The following is a 17,771-nucleotide window of genomic DNA, read 5'->3' as shown; positions in this document are numbered from 1 at the left end:
ACGAGAATGATCATTCATTAACAAAATGAAATATCAGGAAAGCGAAGGAACAACATAGAAAAAACCTTCTCATCACCGGAGAAGGTGGAAACCGTTTCTCTGCTTCATATTCCGGTCATAGGTTCTCATGGACATCACGTTTATCGGTGTCCACCACGTAAACGATCGGCAGCAAATCTCGAGTTTTGAATCCCTTACAGGAAATATTTCTTAGTTACGTATACAAAACAGTCCGTATGCACAAGTATACTTATTTTCAATCTTTACAATGGGGAAACACACAAAAGAGATATAATGTTTTTGATATTTAATCTCTTTCTCGTCTCAAAACATTGCTATTTTTTTACTCAGGAAATTAGCTATCTGGACTAAGTCATGGTAAAATAGACCAGAACTTATTTCTTTATTGTTTTCTTTTATTATGATTTCGCCTGAAGGAATTTTAATATATAATTCTCTGCTTTGTTCAACTGAGCTTTTTCCTTTTCAATAAACAATTCCTCGGCTCTTGCAGCAGCAACTGACTGTTTGGCCTCAACAATACTATTTTTCGCTTCTTGCTTCTCCTTTTCGGAAGTAGAACAATCCACTCCTGTGTGATCTTCTTCTCTATTTTCACTCAGATTGTTTTTCAGCAATGACTTCAATGGTCTCTGTTTTGCCAACATTTTTTCGATTTTTGCTTTTGTACCGGGGTGATTCGTTGTACCAATAGTGATAGAAAGTAGATTTTCTTCCCTCAAGTCAAAAGGATCCTCATTTACATGAATAACAGCCGTATTACGATCATCTCCCGCAATAACACGATGCATCATACAGAGGGGGGAGTCGCTTGTTTTTCCTGATTTTGTATTTATAATACAAAATTTGCCGCCAGGCCGATGGACCCTCCATCTCCCTGGAAAAGCGTCAACTTTTTCAAAATTGTGAGTATCAATGTACACGAACTTTTTTTCGTCGTGATAATAGCAAACAATTTCAGTCAGTCCACACTCTAAATGACGATACTCATTTTCCATTTTTTTACTCCTCCTTTATCTATGTTTATACACCATCCTGATTTGGAAATCCTTCAAAACAATGGAGATTTTACTTTACAAATATTCAGACTGACAGATGCATAATCCAACCACATTGTAGATACAATGTGTATACAAGACATCCCGGAGGTGATAAAATGAAAGAGAAGGAATATCAAGGAGGAATCCTGAGGATGACGACACAAGTCCGGAAATGGGGAAACAGCCTGGCCATTCGGATCCCCAGTCATATTGCCGAGATGTTGTCCATCAAGCAAGGCTCCGAATTGGAAATGAAAGTGGAAAACCAAGAGATCAAGTTGGTTCCAAAGAAGAAAAAACCCACATTGGATGAACTTCTGGCCAAAGTCACGCCGGAAAACCGCCATGAAGAAATTCAGCTTGGAACCGAAGGGAATGAGCTCATTTAATGGCCGTACCGGATCGTGGGGATCTTGTTTATGTCAGCTTCCATCCGCAAGCCGGGCATGAACAGGCCGGAAGACGCCCCGCCATTGTCTTATCCCCCCAATCATTCAACGCCGTGACCAAATTCGCTGTGGTCTGCCCCATTACCAGCAAAGAAAAAGGCTACCCGTTTGAAGTGAAATTGCCCGACGGTCTGCCCATTCAAGGCGTCATTCTGGCGGACCAAGTCAAAAGCCTGGATTGGCGGGCACGGCAATTTATGATCAAAGGCCGGGCACCCGAAAACGTGGTTGCCGATTGCATTGAATTAATCCATACGTTTTTGTCATAACCGGTAAGAAAAGCCTGTTCTTTTTCTCTCAAGCCAATTTAACAAATGAAATTATCGCGAGACGATCTCAAGGATGGTCTCTTATTTTTTGGCTAAAAAACCGGTTGAAATGCTCCCCCGGGTTGTTTACAACTGCACCTCTGTTTCAAGCAGGAAAAGAACATGACGGATCGAATATTCTCTCCGATATAACAACATTTCATTTTAAATATAGAAGGAGATGACGCTGATGAAAAAGAATTTTGGTTGGAATGTCAAAGCAAAACCGCTGCCCAAACAGAATTATTTCACCCGATCGGATTTAAACCCGCGGGGATGGGTGAATGCCAAAAAGGACGAAAATTTGACCGGCTGGACTAATCATGAGAACTGGAATGGGTCTCCTTGGTTAAAGGAACGGTAATTCTTTGATATGGTAATAGAGGGAAGAATATTTATACATATGAGGTGATCTTTGATATGCCCTCTGTAACCAGTATGAGGAATGCGATGTTATGGGAGAATGAGACATGGCAACGGAAACACACAAAGGAAATCGCCGCGCTCCGGGAACGGGACCCTTCCCGCTTTACCAAAATCAAGGGCGAATTTTACTGTTTCGGTTGCTGGAAGCGCTACATCCAAGAGCACGCAACGCCGCCTTCGCGCTCAGAGCTTCCCAAAGTGAGCCATTATCACTTTAAAAAAAGCAAAGAACATCATTTCCGGCTCCGCCCCAATCAAAAACACATCCCCGGATGCGTTTTCCGGGACGCCGGCTATCTTCGCGAAGTGGCCCAAAGGCACGGATTAACCGTTCTCCATGATCAAGTGATTTGTCTGCCGGACTTGGAAAAAAGCCTGCATTTGGACACACCGGCCCGTTCCCCGGAATCCAAACCGGCTGCCGGCAAAACTGATAGACGGTCTTTTCTGTTTCAAGAACTGTTTGACGGGATGCAGGACGATTGGGTTCACCAACGGGTTCAAGCGGACGGAAAAACCACCGATTTGGGGCAAATCTTGTACTCTCATGAATCGGCACACCAGGCAACCGGCCAATCCGCCATCATCACCGGTGTGGTGCAAAACCTCTCGTTGAACCGGCACCACGGCGTGGAACTGACTTTGGGTCCTGAAGGGAATTTCAAGGTCACGGTTTCCCCGGGGCACCTGTATGACCGGGATTTCCTCTCCCCGCTTTTGGGAAGAAAAATTGCGATCTACGGCAAGGTAACCCAAACAGAAGCTCAGCCTCCCGGAATGGAACTGATCTCCATGGAGAAGCAATTGGTTTTTTTGGATCTGGACGAAAAACCTTTTCCCGCGTTTGATCTTCCGAAGATCAAAGATCAACGCTTGCACGACACCATCCATCAGGTGCTGTCCCGTTACCACGCCCAACCGCTGGCACCAGAGGATTTCCCTTTCCGGTTTCAAACCGGACTGATTCAGCAACGCGAAGAACAACGGGAGCAACTGGAAGAAAAATATGATCGACTGAAGCAGCAAGCCGAAGACTTGCAACAACAACAAACCGATTTATTGCAACAACAATCTGAATATGAGGAACAGAAAGAGAAATATGCACAAGAGAAAAGCACCAAAGAAGCGGTTGAAAACCAGCTGAAAAAAGAAATCCGGCAACTCAGCGGATTTTTCAAACGCCTGTTTCGTTCCGGCAAACTGAAACAAAAGCAACAGGAACTCATCGCCGTCCAAACGGAACTCCAATACTTGACGCGCCAAATTTACGAAACCCGATCCAAAATCCAGAAGCTGGCCGATGAACAAAAAAAGATCCATCGGGAAATGGAAACGCTGAAGGCGGAGATGGAAAAAATCCAATCGGAAATGGAATCCGTGAAAAGCTCGCTGGGTCTGTTGCGTCAACATGATGAACTCGTCCGCTCTTGGCAAAAGGTCGCAAATCATGCTGAGCACTCATATCTCTTTTCATCCCATACCCGTGGCTTTCATCTTTGCCTGAACATCTCGCGGGACCCGGACAATGCCCGTTTTGTTCATGTGCAATCCTGCCTTCAGCCTTATGAAAGCGAAGGAACCGAAAAACGGTTGATGCAACCCTTCGCAAAACAAGAAATCCATCTCGAACCGGATCTTCTCAAACCATATGGAAAACTGTTCAATCAATTGAAAGCATGGATTGCCAGCCAAACCGAAAACCTTGAGGGGGAAATGGCCACCACCCCCGTATAACCCAAAAAAGCCGGGCTTTGTACAGCCTGGCTTTTTTCTGTGCGTGACCAATCAGCGCGTCTGTTTCAATTTTCAGTAAATGATTGGTATGATGGAAGCAAAAATATCTTCATTCCGGAAACGGAGGTTTTTATGATAGGTAGAAAAGATTATTACCATGCACCGGATGCACCAAAGCCCAATTCGATCGTTCCGGCGGCTTCCGCCGTTGTCTTGAATTACGATGGAAAGATCTTGCTGCACAAGCGAAAAGACAACGCCTTGTGGTCCCTCCCGGTAGGAGCCATGGAACTGGGGGAATCCATTGAAGAAACCATTATTCGCGAAGTCAAAGAGGAAACCGGATTGGATATCAAGGTGGAAAAATTGATCGGGATTTATACAGATCCGGGCCATCGCATCGCTTATGATGACGGCGAGGTCCGGCAACAGTTTTCCATTTGCTTTGAATGCAAAGTTACCGGCGGAGAATTGTCCGTAAGTGAAGAATCTCATCAAGTCGGCTTTTTCGGTGTTGAAGAAATTGAACAACTGGATATGCACCCTGCGCAAAGAGTCCGGATCAACGATCATCTTAAGCAACAGGACAGGGCATTCATTCGATAAATTGAACCCCGGCCGACATCTGCCAGGGTTTTTTAATTTCCATCCTCTTCATGAGGTGTCCTCTATTCTTTTGAGGAAACTCCAAACAGCTCTTGCTTTTCTTCCAACGGTTTCAGGAGCGTTTGCCCCAACCCCCAAGCAGTTTTGTAACCAAATCCCATGAGAGCACCGTATGCCATCAACTGCCAAATCCAATGTTGTTCTTCTTTTTCCAATGCCTTCATACTCATGGCCATTTTACCTTTGAATCCAACGAGGTTAAATTTCCCGAAAGATACCCGCTGCGTCAAGACGGACAAATACTCGACCCGGATTTTCCGGATTAACGATTCCAGTTCTCCCCACTCCGTTTCTTTCCCGGTACAAAGTTGATATGCCTTGGCAGCACTCGAAAAAAGGCGCTTCAGTTCCGGAAGCGGATAATAATTTCCCCGTTGATAAAAGGTTGTCGGAGTCAAAAAGTGCAAGGTGAAACCGGGTGAAAACGTTTCTGAAATCCGGGCGGGAGAAAAAGTTTGGCAACGATGTCCTACAATTACCCCCTTCCAGTCGATCAGATCCATTTCCGCCCCGGCCCGCAGCTGGCGCTGAAGACAGGAAACAACATTGGGATCCGGGGTATTGACCCACACCTCCCCTTTTTGCGGCATCAATCTTGTCGAAAAAGCCTGCCGCTCCTTCCGGTCATGCAAATGCTGTGACAATGCGGGCGATTCCTGCTGAATCGATCGCAGGATAAATGCATGAAACCGCTTGGACAAAACCCCGACGCCATCGCCTTCGTAAGATGTATTTACTTTGAAGCGCAACCGGTACATGTCGTCCTCCTTATTTTTTTGTCTGTGTGTCTGAGTCTCTTTACCGTAACGGGCCGCTGCTTAAGCGCCTTCAATTTGGACAATTCCGTTTAAAAAGGCTATTCTCTTTTCCTTTTCCCTCCCGATACAAGCACCATTTTGTTTAAGGTATACAGCATGGGCGATGGTGCTTATGATCTTGGTATCACTCCAATGACAAAAGATGAACTGCAACTTGTCAAGACCAATATGCATGAATGGGTCAATCATACGGCGGAAGACAGGGATGGTGGTTGGAGATGGAAGATTTGTATGAAGGATGATATTTCATCATGGATATGAAAGAAGCAATGAAAGCCTATTTTGCAAGACGCAAGGCGGCATATGATCAGGGGGCAGCCTTTTTATTCAAAACGCCCCGTCTGGCGGAAGTTGGCCTTTTGATTTATGAAGGTTAAGAAGAGGGCTGTATTTCTTGGAAGCCGGTGTTGCCCCGGATCGAATTGAGCGGTTTTGCATATATACAAAAAGGTTACAAAGAAAATCACCCTCAATTGGAACACATCCCGTTGGGAATGGAAGAACACGGCCGGATCGTGGTGGTGAACAAACAACACGGAACCGTCCGATGGGAAGACTTCGAGCGTAAATCATTTTCGTTTTTAGCTGTTGATATCCCTTCGCTCATTTCCCAGTTGAATCTGCGAGAATAAAAGACTCGTTTCATTCAGGCCTGAGGAATGGCTCAGGCTTTTTTATTGGCATTTTCCCCATTTAATCTTTACAGATTTTATTCATGCTTTATATAATTCTATAGAAACAGAATTTTTCATACAGAGGGGACTAATTTTTTATCATCCTAAAAAACTTTGAGAGCAAAGGCTCTCTCAGCAATCCGCAAGGTGGTTCGTTGATTAAAAATTAAATGCGAGTGGTATAATGCCAAGTTTCATACCTTTGATGACCGTGCGACACGAAATCTTGGTGGAAGGGGGTCCCCTTTGCGATAAAGGAGAGGTTTTCGTTGAAAAAGTATGTATTCACATCGATTTTGTTGTTTCTGTTCAGCATCGTTGCAGGATTTCTTTTGGGAACCAACTTATGGTTCATCAAAGATCACATCCCCAAGGCTGAAGCTGCCATCGTTGTTTCTCTTTTGAACATTTGCGTCACCCTGCTTGCTTTGGTGGCCATGCTTGTCCGGATACAACCCGGAAACCAAAAGGCCGAGCCGGTTTCCGCCGGAAAGCACAGATCTTCTGTACAAGATCAAATCCTGGAAAAGCGGATGAGATTGTATCAGGAACTGATCATGAAAATAAAAAAGTACCAAAAATACTATTTTGATCTTCTCTCCACTCCCCAATACAGTGAAGAGAAATTTAACGAAAAGAAAAGTTTCCAGAAATATGATGAGCTGCACAAATGGTTGAAGCAATTCCATGACCAAAACAAATTGTTTCTCAGCAAAGACATGAGCGACCTGATTTATTATTATCTCATCGCAGCCAATCTCGACCCGGAGGATGACCATCACTTGTATTCGGCCCATGCGGTTTATCATCAAGTGGTTCAATTTACGGCCCATCCCCGTACGGTCAAAAAAATACATAAAGCACATCCATCCTGGTCGCCGGATTATATCAAGAGCATCGGGCGGGATCCCTTGACATTTGGCCTTCTCATCAAGGAGCTGCCGGATAAATGGGTCCAAAAACGATTCAAATCGGACCTCGGCCAAAAACAAAACCGAATCGCCCTGTCCATTCTGCATTTCATCGGGCATTTAACCGAATCGGACGGGTACAAACTGCAGTCGGATCTGGCATATTTCAAACGGCTGAATCAACTCAGCTTTCATTTGACCCAATTGATCAGCAACGAATTAAATCTGGAATCCCTTGAGGAAGAGATCAACATTTTTTCAAAAACCAACCCCATGGTGCCATCCTAGCGAACAGTTCATTGGATCCGAATGGCGGGAAACCATCCGGATCCATAAAAGTATGAACATTTCCATTTAGTTACTAAAGCCCCTTTCTTTTTTTATTTTTTCAGTTTATACTTTTCTTATCATTTCGCTTGATACAATCAAGTTGTAACAAAAGGACTCCGTGAAACGACAGTTTCCGTTTTTTCTCTTTCTTTACATAATTACACGGATTGAATCCTGAAAGACACCGGTTTCACGAGTCCCCACATGATCGTTCAAGCTTGGGAGTGAAAATGCATGAGTCAAAATGAAAACCAGAATCCATCCAGCGAACAAAACGCGCAAGTAATTGACCTGAGCAAAAAGCGGGAGCAACTCGGCGCCGACGAAGGAATCAAATGGTTGCGCCGGGCGGCTCACTCCGGAGACATTTGGTCGATGACCGAGTTGGCTTATCTTATGTTGACCGGCACAAAAGTGGCGCAAGATTTGGAAGAGGGCGAAAAATGGCTGAGAAAAGCAGCGGATGCCGGCGACCGGTGGGCCATGATGGAATTGGGTTACCGTTTGTTGGTTGGTGAAGGGCTGGCCAAAGATGCCGAAGAAGGAGAAAGGTGGCTGCGAAAGTCAGCGGAAGCCAACTATCCGGTGGCCATGAGAATCTTGGGTTACCGTTTGCTTGAAGGAGACGGATTGGAGAAAAACCCCGAGGAAGGGGAAATGTGGCTGAGAAGAGCCGCAGAAGCCGGAGAATCCGTGGCCATGAGGGTTTTGGGTTACCGTTTGTTGAATGGACAAGGTCTGGAGCAAAATATCGAAGAAGGAGAAATCTGGCTGCAAAAAGCGGCGGAAGCCGGAGAAGTCATCGCCATGCGTGAATGGGGAAACTATTTGATTCACGGCCTCTCCAACCCACCGAAAAATTAAGGGTTTGAACAGCCGGCAGATCTTTCCCGAAACCAACGGGCAAGATCTGCTTTTTCTTCTTCCATCGTTTTATCTTGATTCCACCTTCCGGTCATTGCGGTAAAACTCATGAAACAGCTTGATCAACGCCCTTTTTTCAATCCGGGATACATAAGAACGGGAAATCCCCAGCTCCTTTGCAATCTCCCGCTGTGTCTTTTCTTTTTCACCCCCCAGCCCGAATCTCGCCCGGATCACCTCTTGTTCCCGGTGATCGAGTATATGAATGTGCTGATAAATATTGCGCCGTTCAATCTGCATCTCCACTTGTTTGACCACATCATCCGCTCTCGTTCCGAGAATATCAATCAAGGTGATTTCATTTCCCTCTTTGTCCGTTCCAATGGGGTCATGCAAGGAAACATCTTTCCGGGACTTTTTTAATGAACGCAAATACATCAGAATTTCATTTTCCACACACCGTGCCGCATAAGTCGCCAATTTTGTCCCTTTTCCCATCTGATACGATTCAATCGCTTTAATCAAACCAATCGTTCCGATCGAAATCAAATCTTCATTGTCTTCTCCCGTATTTTCAAACTTTTTCACAATATGTGCAACCAGACGCAGGTTATGCTCAATCAGCTTATTGCGCGCTTTGGTGTCTCCCCGGGCCATCGCTTTTAATGCTTTTTCCTCTTCTTCCGATGAAAGCGGATGGGGAAAGGCATTATTTTTAATATACGAGACAAACGCAATGATCTCTTTCACCATGAAAGCCATCACCGTCAACATACCGGGCAATCTGTGACACCTCCATCCCACTGGTCAAAAGCCCATTCATCATCACCATATGCCCGACCGGGGCCGGGGGTGAATCTCATTTTTCAATTCATCCTTTTTATTTATATGCGGCATGGGCTTGGTTAAGCCGGATAGGGAAAAAACAAAAAAACCAGGGACAACAATCCCCTGGTTTTTCAAACCGCCGGATTGAAGCGGTCTCACGGCCCGTCGCTCCTTTTGATTCCTGCCAACTGCCACACCGGGTCAATTAAGCTTTTTTTATCATATTCCAAGTATTGGCGGGCATACATCCGCACGGGATCCCCGGAGTGGAAACGTTCATAAAGCTCTTGTCTGGAACCCAACGGACTGCCGATCAAGTCCCAGGCCAATTTGAACAGCCGGATCCGGCTGTCGGCATCAATGTTCGCCCCGCGATAATATTTGCGGATCAACCGGGCCGGACCCTCCTCGATTCGTTCCGCTTTGGAAGACAACTGCATCAATCCCCCGGCACCAATTTGCTGCAAAATTTCAATGGCCCGCGGATAATATCCCGCTCCCAAGTTCCTGGCGGTTTCAACCGGTGTCCAATCGGGAAGCCATGTTCCAAACGCATCCGGACGGGCCCTTGCTTCTGAAGCCTCCAAAAGGGCTTTGACCGTTTCGATTTGAATCACCAATTCCCCCAATTTCTCCTGCACATGCAGATACCGGTCGGCTCCGATCGCATCCGCTGTCGCAAAAGCAACTCCGGTCACAAATTCAAGCTTCACCAGCAAGCGGATGACGGTGGTGTGATGCGCCAGGCTGTTTGCCGTCTCATCCGTCCGCAATTTCCAAACCGCTTCCGGATGGTCGTGCAATAAAACGCGTTCCCACGGAACAAACGCATCGTCAAACAATAAAACGGCATCCATCTCGTCATACCGGGAACTGAGCGGGTGATCGGTGATTTGCCCGGACGAAAACGATTCCCGGCACACCATGTGAAGCCCCGGCGTGTTGGCCGGGACAATCATCACATGCGCATGTTCCAAATCCCCGTCATGAATACGGTGAAAAGGATAAACCAAGAAATCGTGAGCATAGGGAGCAGCGGTGGCAATCATCTTGGCCCCTCTCAAAATCACCCCGTCCCGCGTCTTTTTGACAATGCGCAACACGTTATCCCGATCGGTTTGCGCAGACGGCCCCTTGGAACGGTCTATCTGCGGGTCCAACAGGGCGGTCGTGACAAACCGGTGATGATCCCTGGCTTCTTCATAATATTTTTCGATTTTCTCCGCAAACCGCGGATCAAACGCCTGATACCTTTTCCGGGCCGCGTACCAGCCGGTGACCAGCGAACGGGCGTACTCCGAAAGCCGGCTCATCACTCCGTGCGTCATCCGGCCCCAAATTTCAAAAGCGCGGGTGCGCCGCTTCAGATCTTCCGCGCTTGAGGGTAACAAATAAGCATAATGTACATAAGCCCCGGTTTTGGGGCTTCGGAATCCGACGTGTTCCTGAATCTTGGGGTCATCGAGTGTGTCAAACAGGCGCTTCAATGTGTTGAGTGTGCCTTGAAAAGCCGGGTGGCCGGCGATCTTGTCCACCCGCTCCCCATCCAACCAAACCGCCCGTCCGTCCTGTAAGCTCTTGATAAACTGTTCGCCCAATCCGGTCATTCGTCTTCTCCTCCCCCATCCAAAAAGCTTGCGTGCAAAGGACGTCCGGCAAATTGAAATGATGGCAACCGGTTGTTTTCAAACAGACAGAGCACTGCCGGAGTTTTTTTGACATGAAAGACGTTTCGGGAGGTTTTCCATCTCCCGAAACGCCGGATATTCCGCCGACAAGAAAAAACAAAAGGCACTTTTCCCACAGCGGATGCCGCGAACAAAACACCTTCAGTGGTCTGATCAATTCACGGCTTATTCTCCTCCCTCATACCACAACTCCAAGGGCAAACCGAGCAGGGATTTTCCAATCCATTCGCGGGCAATATGATTGGACGGGCCCATGACAATGCCGGCGCGGGCATCCCGGAACAACCGCTCAATCACTCCTTTTTTATACCCGTAACCCCCGCTCACATTCATCGCCGCCTGGGTGGCTCTGCTTGCCACTTCCGCCGCATGGACTTTAAACTCCACCAGCGGGATCAAAAGCTCTGCTTGCGACCGGCCTTCCGCCTGAAGCGCATCCAGCTCGCGGGCCAAATGATTTTGCCAATGTTTGAGGCTTTCAAGCAAGATTTTCACATTCGCCAATTCCTGCCGGATCACCTGATAATCAGCCAGCCGCTTGTTAAAATCCCGATGGATGGTGCCTTTGGCATACCGGACGGTTTCTTCGAGTGCCGCTTCCGCCACCCCGACCCAAGCCGATCCCAAACCGATCAGGTAGACAGGCGACACACCGTTTTCAACGATTTCTTTTCCTTGTCCTTCTTCCCCCAAGCGGTCCCGGGCATGCATTCTTACGTTTTCATACCGAATGGGACCGCTGTGGTTTCCCCTGACTCCCAATGCATCCCAATGCCCCGCTTGAATCCCCGGATTTTTCCCGTCGATGATGAAAAAACTGATGTCCGTCGGTTTGCGGGCGCCGGGGGACCTGGTTTGAAAAACATAAAAATCGGCTTGTCCGGCACTGGTCGTAAACGATTTTTTCCGCATTCAAAATATATTCGTCGCCATCCCTTTCAGCCTCGCTCAAATTGAACCACCAATGGCCGCCGGTGGCTTTTTCGCTAGTGGAATAAGTTCCGATCAACCCGTGTTGAACCGGTTTGAGCCAACGACGCTTTTGATCGTCATTTCCATACAGGTGAATCGTTTGCGCAGCGCCCACATGCATCACGTAAACCAGTGCGGTGGAAGCGCACCCTTTGGCAATTTCCGCGGCGGCGATGGAAAAGGCCACATGGTTCAGGCCCAATCCGCCCCATTTTTCAGGGATGAGCACCCCGTTCCACCCGTGTTTGGCCAACGCTTGCAAATTCTCCCTCGGAAACACGCCTTCCCGGTCAATTTGTTCCGCCCGCGGTTTCACCACGGTTTCCACAATCTCCCGCACTTCCTCCCGGTATCTTTTTTCATCGGCCGCCTTGCCCATGTTTCACTCTCCCCCTTTAGGTGATCAGTCTGTCACCGGTTGTTCCAACAGCCGTTCTTTTTCGCGCACCAGCGGAATCACTTTTTCACCGAATAACGCCAAATCTTCCTCATAATGCAAAAATCCGGTCAAGATCAGGTTCACCCCGGCTTTTTTCAACGCAATGATCCGGTCGGCCACCTGCTCGGGCGTTCCGATCAATCCCGTCTTAAACCCGTCATTATACTGAACCAGATCCTCAAAACCGGAATTTGCCCACATCCCCTCTCTTTCGGGAGACGCTTTGCCGGCGAAACGGACCTGATCCCGGAACCCTTCCACCACTTTCGGATCGGCATGGGCCACGATCTCACGCAGCACTTGCTTTGCTTCTTCTTCGGTATCCCGGACGATGACAAACCCGTTCACGCCGAATTGAACCTTCCTCCCTTCCAAGGCGGCTAATTCCTTCACTTCATCAATCTGTTTCCGGATCCCCTCCAGGGTGTTCCCGTTCATGAAATACCAATCGGAAACCCGCGCCGCCATTTGCTTGGCCGCTTTGGAATTCCCCCCTTGAAAAACGGGCGGCAAAGTGGCGGGCTTGGGTTTGAGCGGCGCTTGCCAAATGCGGTAAAAAGCTCCCGTGAAGGTGGTTTCTTCCTGCGTCCACATGCTTCGGAGCACCCTGATGAACTCTTCGGACCGGCGATACCGCTCATCATGGTCCAGCCAGGGTTGCCCGTATTTGTGGAATTCATCTTTAAACCATCCGCTGACAATGTTCACCGCGGCCCGCCCGTTGCTGATCTGATCCAGGGTTGCGATCATCTTCGCCACCACGCCCGGGTGCCACAAGCCCGGCAGAATGGCCGTAATGAGCCGGATCTTTTGGGTGACGGCCGCCAATGCCGCCGCCAACGTGATCGCTTCCAATTGATTCTCCGCACCATAGCTGCCCACAAAACGGGTTTGCAGCAACGCATATTCAAATCCGGCCTGCTCGGCAATGCGGGCGTACCGGGCATTGGCTTCAAAAGACCAATCCGTTTTTTGCCGGATGTCGGAAATCACCAAGCCGCCGCTTACATTGGGAACCCAGTAGCAAACTTTAATGCCATCGCTTCTTCACCTCATCTCAACAAATTGGAACGAATCGCGAAGATATTGATGGAGTGTGGCCATCAGCATGCCCTTTCCGAATTTGACCCGGTCCTTCTCCCGGCATTTTCCGGATTGATAAACCTCGTCCAAAAACGAGACGATGGTTTTCCGGCGGGTCGCGATATCTTTCAAACCAAACCGGTACAGCGCATCATCAATCGTATTGTAAATGCCCCGGTTGATGCCGTATTGCCGGCGGCACCAGGCGGCAAACCGGTAATCCGGTTGATGCACGAGTGGCGGGCCGACGGGCACCGAGGGAGTTTTGGCAGATGGTAATTTCAATTTCCCGCGGCCCTCCTGTTCACTCCGGGCAAAAGGCGGTTTTTCTTGCCTGAATGCCACAAGACCTCTTCGATCAATTCCCGGAGTGCATCATTTAACCGCTGTTTCACTTCCTCTTCCAACACCAATTGCCCTCGTCTGTCTCGTTGCACCTGGGAGTCGATGACGTAAACGCCGCCCAAAATGTGCCTCGCTCCCAATACGGACAACACCGGTTTCAAAGCATAATCGATGGCCAATAAATGGTTGATGGTCCCACCGATAAAAACGAGAAGAATGATTTTTCCATGAAGCCCTTTTTGCGGCAACAAATCAAGATAGGTCTTGAGAATGCCGGTATAGGAAGCTTTATAAACCGGACTGGCGATGAGGACGGCATCCGCGTTTTCCACTTGGCGGTTGGCCTCTTGAATGGCTGGATGTTCAAAATCGGCCGTAATGAGCGCCTCCGCCGGCAGATCCGAAACGTGGATCCCCCCGACGTTCAACCCTCTTTCCTGCAAAAGGGGCCGGGCATGTTCAAGAATCCCGTTCAGCCTTGACGTTCTTGACGGACTTCCGGAGAGAATCAACACATCAGGCATAAAGCATCTCCTCTCTGTGGCATGGAATAAAAAAGGACACCCCGCCTGCGAGTACCCTCGCAAGCAAAGGTGCCTTCAGTTGACTGATCGGCAATGGAAACCCTGATATACACTCACAATTCCGATTTGATTACTCAAATTTAATATAGCACACCCTTCGGCGAAAGTAAAGAGAATATGAATCACATTTCCGCTTGGACCCGGACAAAAGAAAACCGCCTCCCCCTGAGGCGGTTCATCCGGTTCCACCGCTTTCCGGTCTTATCCGGTTGAGCGGCTTTTCCAATGCTTCTATTGGACCAGTTTCAAAGGAACAGAAATTTTCTTTTCCACCTTTTCTCCTTTCAATATTTTCGAAGCCGCCACCACCGCTTCTTTTCCGATCAATTCTGGCTGTTGGGCGATGGTGGCACCGAGTCTTCCGTCTTGGACCGCTTTGATGGCATCTTCATTACCGTCAAAACCGACCACCAAAATGTCCCTTCCCGAACTGTTGATGGCTTCAATGGCTCCCAGCGCCATTTCGTCATTTTGGGCGAACACGGCATCAATCTCTTTATGGCCCTGCAGCAGGTTTTCCATGACGTTTAATCCCTGGGTGCGGTCGAAGTTGGCCGTTTGCCGGGCAATCACATTCAAATTTTGGTCTGCGACGGAACGGAACCCTTGTCCCCGTTCACGCGCTGCCGATGCTCCCGGTGTCCCTTGCAATTCGACGACTTTAGCATCTTTTCCCAGCTGATCAATGATAAATTCCGCCGCCATTTTTCCTCCTTCGATATTGTCAGAGGCAATAAAGGACGCCACCTCTCCCTGATCGGCCGTCCGGTCCAGCGTGATGACCGGAATGCCAATGTGGTTGGCACTTTGCACGGCCGTCGACACAGCGGAAGAATCAGTCGGGTTGATCAAGAGAATATCCACGCCTTGTTGAATCAAATCCTCAATGTCATTGATTTGTTTGGCGGTGTCATCTTGTGCATCGACGGTGATCACTTCCATGTTTTTGCTTTTCGCTTCCTTTAAGACGCCCTCTTTCAAAGAGACAAAAAACGGGTTGTCCAATGTGGAAACGCTCAAACCGATTTTCACGTCGGCCAGATCTTTCTTTTTGGCAGGTTTGGCCCATTCCGGCGGTTCCAAGGAACAAGCCGATAAAACGAAAATGACAGAACACATCAACAGAAGATGAACCAGCTTCTTCATCACCGACACCCTCCTCATGATTTTTTCCGGTCAATCAAAACGGCAATCAAAATGACAATTCCTTTGACCACTTGTTGGTAGAAGGAAGAAACCCCCAGCAAATTGAGGCCGTTGTTCAAAGTCCCGATGATGAGGGCCCCCACCAACGTCCCGAAAATTCTTCCTTTCCCGCCGGCCAGACTGGTTCCGCCCAAAACCACCGCGGCAATGGCATCCATTTCGTAAGCCGTGCCGGCCGTCGGCTGAGCGGAATTCAAGCGGGAAGTCAGGATGGCTCCGGATATCGCCGCCATCATTCCGGCCAAGCTGTAAATCAAGCATTTCACCCGGTCCACTTTAATGCCGGAAACAAACGCCGCCGTTTCGTTCCCGCCGATGGCATATGTTTTTCTTCCAAATGACGTTTTGTGAAGGATAAACCACAGGATGATAAACGTGATCAGCATGGTGACGGCCGGAACCGGGATGCCGAAGAAATAGCCGCGGCCGAACAATTGAAAACTGTAGTGATCCCCCAAACCGGTAATCGGATTTCCGTTGGTGTAAACCAAGGTCAATCCCCGGTAAATGGTCATGGTGGCCAGCGTGGCAATAAAAGGCGCCACTTTTCCTTTGGTGATCAAAAGTCCGTTGACTGCTCCCATCAAAGCCCCGAGAAGCGCAGTGATGCATATGGACAGGATCGGGTCCAAACCGGATACGATCATGCCCGCCATCAACGCACTGGACAAAGCCAGGATGGAACCGACCGATAAATCAATACCGCCGGTTAAAATGACAAACGTCATACCAAAAGCAATGAGTGCATTAATCGAAATTTGTCTGAGCAAATTCAATAAGTTCAGCGGTTCGATAAATGACGGGTTTAAAACGGCAACCACCGCAAACAACAAAACAAACGCCAAAAAAGGACCCAATTTTTGCATGATGCCGGCACTTTTTTTACCGATCTGTTCCATGTTGATCCCCCCCTGTTGCCAAGACCATGATTTTTTCCTGCGTGGCTTCTTCGCGTCTTAGTTCCCCGGCCAGTTTGCCCTCGTGAATGACCAGAATCCGGTCGCTCATTCCCAAAACTTCCGGCAACTCGGAAGAGATCATCACAATGGCCATCCCTCTGTCCGTAAGTTCATTCATGAGGTGGTAAATCTCTTTTTTCGCCCCGACATCAATTCCGCGCGTCGGTTCATCCAGGATGAGCACTTTCGGAGCCGTCCCGATCCATTTGGCAAGAACCACTTTCTGCTGATTTCCCCCGGACAGGTTTCCGGTAAGTTCATCCACCGACGTGGTTTTCACTTTCAGGCGCTCCACCATCATTTGCACAAACATCTCTTCGTCTTTGGTTTTCATCCATCCATGGGGTGCAAAGCTTTTCAGATTGGCCAGGCTCATGTTTTCCCTGATCGAAAAATCCAGCAGCAACCCCTCATCCTTGCGGTTTTCCGTAATAAAACCGATGCCTTGGGAAACGGCATCACCGGGATGCTTGATGCGGACCTGTTGGCCGTCGATCCAAATTTCGCCTTCATCATACAAGTCGATCCCGAAAATCGCCCTCATGATCTCCGTCCTTCCCGATCCCATCAGACCGGCAATCCCCAAGATTTCACCGGAACGCACCGAAAAGCTGATGTCCCTGAACACATCCGGTCGCGTGAGATTTCGCACTTCCAGGACGACTTTCCCTGGTCTGGCCTTTCTTTCCGGAAACCATTCATCCAACTCCCGGCCCACCATTTTTTTCACGACTTCTTGCGGGTCGGTCTCTTGCACCGGCTTGGTGTCGATCGTTTTCCCGTCCCTCATCACCGTGATCCGGTCGCAGATGGTGAAAATCTCTTCCATGCGGTGAGAAATATACACAATGGAAACCCCGTCTTCTTTCAACGACCGCATCACCTGAAACAAGGACTCGATTTCCCGGTCCGTCAATGCCGATGTCGGCTCATCCATGATGATAACTTCGGCATCGGTCAGCAAAGCTTTGGCAATTTCAATCATTTGTTGCTCCCCGACCGAACATGTTCCGGCCTCCCGGTGAAAAGGAAGCGAGATTCCCAAACGGTCAAACACCTTTTTTGCCAGCGCTTTCATTTCTTCTGTTTTCAAAATCCCCAGCTTGTTGGTGATTTCTCTGCCGATGAATAAATTTTCCAAAACGGTCATGTCCGGCCAGATATTTAGTTCCTGATGAATAAAAGCAATCCCGTCATCTTCGGCTTCCTTGGGATTTTGGTACTGTTTTTCAACGCCGTTGATCAGGATGCGACCTTGGTCTTGCTTGTGAAGCCCCGTTAAAACATTCATCAGGGTCGATTTGCCGGCTCCGTTTTCCCCCATCAAGGCATGTACTTCTCCCGGAAGGAGGGTGAAACGGACTCCTTCCAGGACTTTGTTGGCGCCAAAGGATTTATAGATATCGAGCATTTCAATTTGCATCAT

The 17,771-nt window shown here is 48.4% G+C and carries 19 protein-coding genes and 1 pseudogene; 9 read left to right on the top strand and 11 right to left on the bottom strand.

All coding sequences use genetic code 11. From position 1 onward, the window contains the following. Positions 1-419: 419 nt before the first annotated feature. Positions 420-1,019 carry a hypothetical protein gene (locus tag I8U21_RS01250; protein WP_198053070.1) on the bottom strand — a complete coding sequence of 200 codons (600 nt, stop codon included), beginning with the start codon at positions 1,017-1,019 and terminating at the stop codon, positions 420-422. 158 nt (positions 1,020-1,177) lie between these two features. On the opposite strand from I8U21_RS01250, the gene I8U21_RS01245 reads away from it, so the two are divergent. The 5 genes from I8U21_RS01245 to I8U21_RS01225 all read left to right on the top strand — a co-directional run bounded on the left by I8U21_RS01245 (position 1,178) and on the right by I8U21_RS01225 (position 4,584). After that, complete coding sequence (locus I8U21_RS01245) at positions 1,178-1,450, top strand: AbrB/MazE/SpoVT family DNA-binding domain-containing protein (protein WP_181731000.1); 273 nt, start codon at positions 1,178-1,180, stop codon at positions 1,448-1,450. Further along, positions 1,450-1,779 (top strand): endoribonuclease MazF, encoded by a 330-nt coding sequence (gene mazF / locus I8U21_RS01240; protein WP_181731001.1) that lies wholly within the window; start codon positions 1,450-1,452, stop codon positions 1,777-1,779. The genes I8U21_RS01245 and mazF overlap by 1 nt, the downstream gene beginning before the upstream one ends. A gap of 229 nt (positions 1,780-2,008) precedes the next feature. Further along, entirely contained in the window at positions 2,009-2,182 is a 174-nt protein-coding gene (locus I8U21_RS01235) for a hypothetical protein (RefSeq protein ID WP_198053069.1), read from the top strand. Between the two features lie 86 nt (positions 2,183-2,268). Then, a complete protein-coding gene (locus I8U21_RS01230; protein WP_198053068.1) occupies positions 2,269-3,978 on the top strand; it encodes a coiled-coil domain-containing protein in 1,710 nt (569 codons plus the stop codon). A 132-nt stretch (positions 3,979-4,110) separates the two neighbouring features. After that, entirely contained in the window at positions 4,111-4,584 is a 474-nt protein-coding gene (locus I8U21_RS01225) for an NUDIX domain-containing protein (protein WP_232337424.1), read from the top strand. A 62-nt stretch (positions 4,585-4,646) separates the two neighbouring features. Here I8U21_RS01225 and cas6 read toward each other — a convergent pair whose 3' ends face one another. Further along, positions 4,647-5,402, bottom strand: coding sequence for a CRISPR system precrRNA processing endoribonuclease RAMP protein Cas6 (gene cas6, locus I8U21_RS01220; RefSeq protein WP_198053067.1), 756 nt, complete (start codon positions 5,400-5,402; stop codon positions 4,647-4,649). A 311-nt stretch (positions 5,403-5,713) separates the two neighbouring features. Between cas6 and I8U21_RS15100 the strand changes: the two genes are divergently transcribed. The 4 genes from I8U21_RS15100 (at position 5,714) to I8U21_RS01205 (ending at position 8,241) form a co-directional block, all read left to right on the top strand. Continuing rightward, entirely contained in the window at positions 5,714-5,839 is a 126-nt protein-coding gene (locus I8U21_RS15100) for a hypothetical protein (protein WP_255516904.1), read from the top strand. A 30-nt stretch (positions 5,840-5,869) separates the two neighbouring features. Beyond that, a complete protein-coding gene (locus I8U21_RS01215; protein WP_198053066.1) occupies positions 5,870-6,094 on the top strand; it encodes a hypothetical protein in 225 nt (74 codons plus the stop codon). 311 nt (positions 6,095-6,405) lie between these two features. Beyond that, positions 6,406-7,335, top strand: a complete 930-nt coding sequence (locus I8U21_RS01210) for a hypothetical protein (RefSeq protein ID WP_198053065.1) — start codon at positions 6,406-6,408, stop codon at positions 7,333-7,335. Positions 7,336-7,611: 276 nt separating this feature from the next. Then, complete coding sequence (locus tag I8U21_RS01205; protein WP_181731005.1) at positions 7,612-8,241, top strand: tetratricopeptide repeat protein; 630 nt, start codon at positions 7,612-7,614, stop codon at positions 8,239-8,241. Between the two features lie 69 nt (positions 8,242-8,310). Here I8U21_RS01205 and sigK read toward each other — a convergent pair whose 3' ends face one another. The 9 genes and pseudogenes from sigK to I8U21_RS01160 all read right to left on the bottom strand — a co-directional run bounded on the left by sigK (position 8,311) and on the right by I8U21_RS01160 (position 17,768). Then, a complete protein-coding gene (gene sigK, locus I8U21_RS01200; RefSeq protein ID WP_181731006.1) occupies positions 8,311-9,024 on the bottom strand; it encodes an RNA polymerase sporulation sigma factor SigK in 714 nt (237 codons plus the stop codon). Between the two features lie 200 nt (positions 9,025-9,224). Beyond that, a complete protein-coding gene (locus I8U21_RS01195; protein ID WP_198053064.1) occupies positions 9,225-10,676 on the bottom strand; it encodes a 4-hydroxyphenylacetate 3-hydroxylase family protein in 1,452 nt (483 codons plus the stop codon). A 246-nt stretch (positions 10,677-10,922) separates the two neighbouring features. Then, positions 10,923-12,108, bottom strand: a pseudogene (locus tag I8U21_RS01190) (acyl-CoA dehydrogenase family protein). A 24-nt stretch (positions 12,109-12,132) separates the two neighbouring features. Then, positions 12,133-13,203, bottom strand: a complete 1,071-nt coding sequence (sfnG, locus tag I8U21_RS01185) for a dimethylsulfone monooxygenase SfnG (RefSeq protein ID WP_198053187.1) — start codon at positions 13,201-13,203, stop codon at positions 12,133-12,135. Positions 13,204-13,215: 12 nt separating this feature from the next. Next, positions 13,216-13,536 carry a hypothetical protein gene (locus I8U21_RS01180; RefSeq protein WP_181731010.1) on the bottom strand — a complete coding sequence of 107 codons (321 nt, stop codon included), beginning with the start codon at positions 13,534-13,536 and terminating at the stop codon, positions 13,216-13,218. Beyond that, positions 13,533-14,120: an NADPH-dependent FMN reductase gene (ssuE, locus tag I8U21_RS01175; protein WP_198053063.1), complete on the bottom strand. Its 588-nt coding sequence runs from the start codon at positions 14,118-14,120 to the stop codon at positions 13,533-13,535. Before ssuE ends, I8U21_RS01180 begins: the two co-directional genes overlap by 4 nt. A gap of 291 nt (positions 14,121-14,411) precedes the next feature. Then, entirely contained in the window at positions 14,412-15,326 is a 915-nt protein-coding gene (gene rbsB, locus I8U21_RS01170) for a ribose ABC transporter substrate-binding protein RbsB (RefSeq protein WP_198053062.1), read from the bottom strand. 14 nt (positions 15,327-15,340) lie between these two features. Beyond that, positions 15,341-16,285 carry an ABC transporter permease subunit gene (locus I8U21_RS01165; RefSeq protein WP_181731013.1) on the bottom strand — a complete coding sequence of 315 codons (945 nt, stop codon included), beginning with the start codon at positions 16,283-16,285 and terminating at the stop codon, positions 15,341-15,343. Continuing rightward, positions 16,269-17,768 carry a sugar ABC transporter ATP-binding protein gene (locus I8U21_RS01160; protein ID WP_181731014.1) on the bottom strand — a complete coding sequence of 500 codons (1,500 nt, stop codon included), beginning with the start codon at positions 17,766-17,768 and terminating at the stop codon, positions 16,269-16,271. Before I8U21_RS01160 ends, I8U21_RS01165 begins: the two co-directional genes overlap by 17 nt. Positions 17,769-17,771: the final 3 nt, after the last annotated feature.

The organism is Thermoactinomyces sp. CICC 23799 (assembly GCF_016055145.1).
GTDB classification, from domain to species: domain Bacteria; phylum Bacillota; class Bacilli; order Thermoactinomycetales; family Thermoactinomycetaceae; genus Thermoactinomyces; species Thermoactinomyces intermedius.
Note: the sequence above shows the minus strand (reverse complement) of the source record. Positions and strands in the feature narration are given on the sequence as shown.

Excerpts from the sequence above, each read along its gene's own strand:
- I8U21_RS01235 (WP_198053069.1), top strand. The coding sequence starts at position 2,009 with ATGAAAAAGAATTTTGGTTGGAATGTCAAAGCAAAACCGCTGCCCAAA.
- I8U21_RS01245 (WP_181731000.1), top strand. The coding sequence starts at position 1,178 with ATGAAAGAGAAGGAATATCAAGGAGGAATCCTGAGGATGACGACACAA.
- I8U21_RS01205 (WP_181731005.1), top strand. The coding sequence starts at position 7,612 with ATGAGTCAAAATGAAAACCAGAATCCATCCAGCGAACAAAACGCGCAA.
- I8U21_RS01225 (WP_232337424.1), top strand. The coding sequence starts at position 4,111 with ATGATAGGTAGAAAAGATTATTACCATGCACCGGATGCACCAAAGCCC.
- cas6 (WP_198053067.1), bottom strand. The coding sequence starts at position 5,402 with ATGTACCGGTTGCGCTTCAAAGTAAATACATCTTACGAAGGCGATGGC.
- rbsB (WP_198053062.1), bottom strand. The coding sequence starts at position 15,326 with ATGAAGAAGCTGGTTCATCTTCTGTTGATGTGTTCTGTCATTTTCGTT.
- ssuE (WP_198053063.1), bottom strand. The coding sequence starts at position 14,120 with ATGCCTGATGTGTTGATTCTCTCCGGAAGTCCGTCAAGAACGTCAAGG.
- mazF (WP_181731001.1), top strand. The coding sequence starts at position 1,450 with ATGGCCGTACCGGATCGTGGGGATCTTGTTTATGTCAGCTTCCATCCG.
- I8U21_RS01250 (WP_198053070.1), bottom strand. The coding sequence starts at position 1,019 with ATGGAAAATGAGTATCGTCATTTAGAGTGTGGACTGACTGAAATTGTT.
- I8U21_RS01230 (WP_198053068.1), top strand. The coding sequence starts at position 2,269 with ATGTTATGGGAGAATGAGACATGGCAACGGAAACACACAAAGGAAATC.
- I8U21_RS01195 (WP_198053064.1), bottom strand. The coding sequence starts at position 10,676 with ATGACCGGATTGGGCGAACAGTTTATCAAGAGCTTACAGGACGGACGG.
- I8U21_RS01165 (WP_181731013.1), bottom strand. The coding sequence starts at position 16,285 with ATGGAACAGATCGGTAAAAAAAGTGCCGGCATCATGCAAAAATTGGGT.
- I8U21_RS15100 (WP_255516904.1), top strand. The coding sequence starts at position 5,714 with ATGGATATGAAAGAAGCAATGAAAGCCTATTTTGCAAGACGCAAGGCG.
- I8U21_RS01160 (WP_181731014.1), bottom strand. The coding sequence starts at position 17,768 with ATGCAAATTGAAATGCTCGATATCTATAAATCCTTTGGCGCCAACAAA.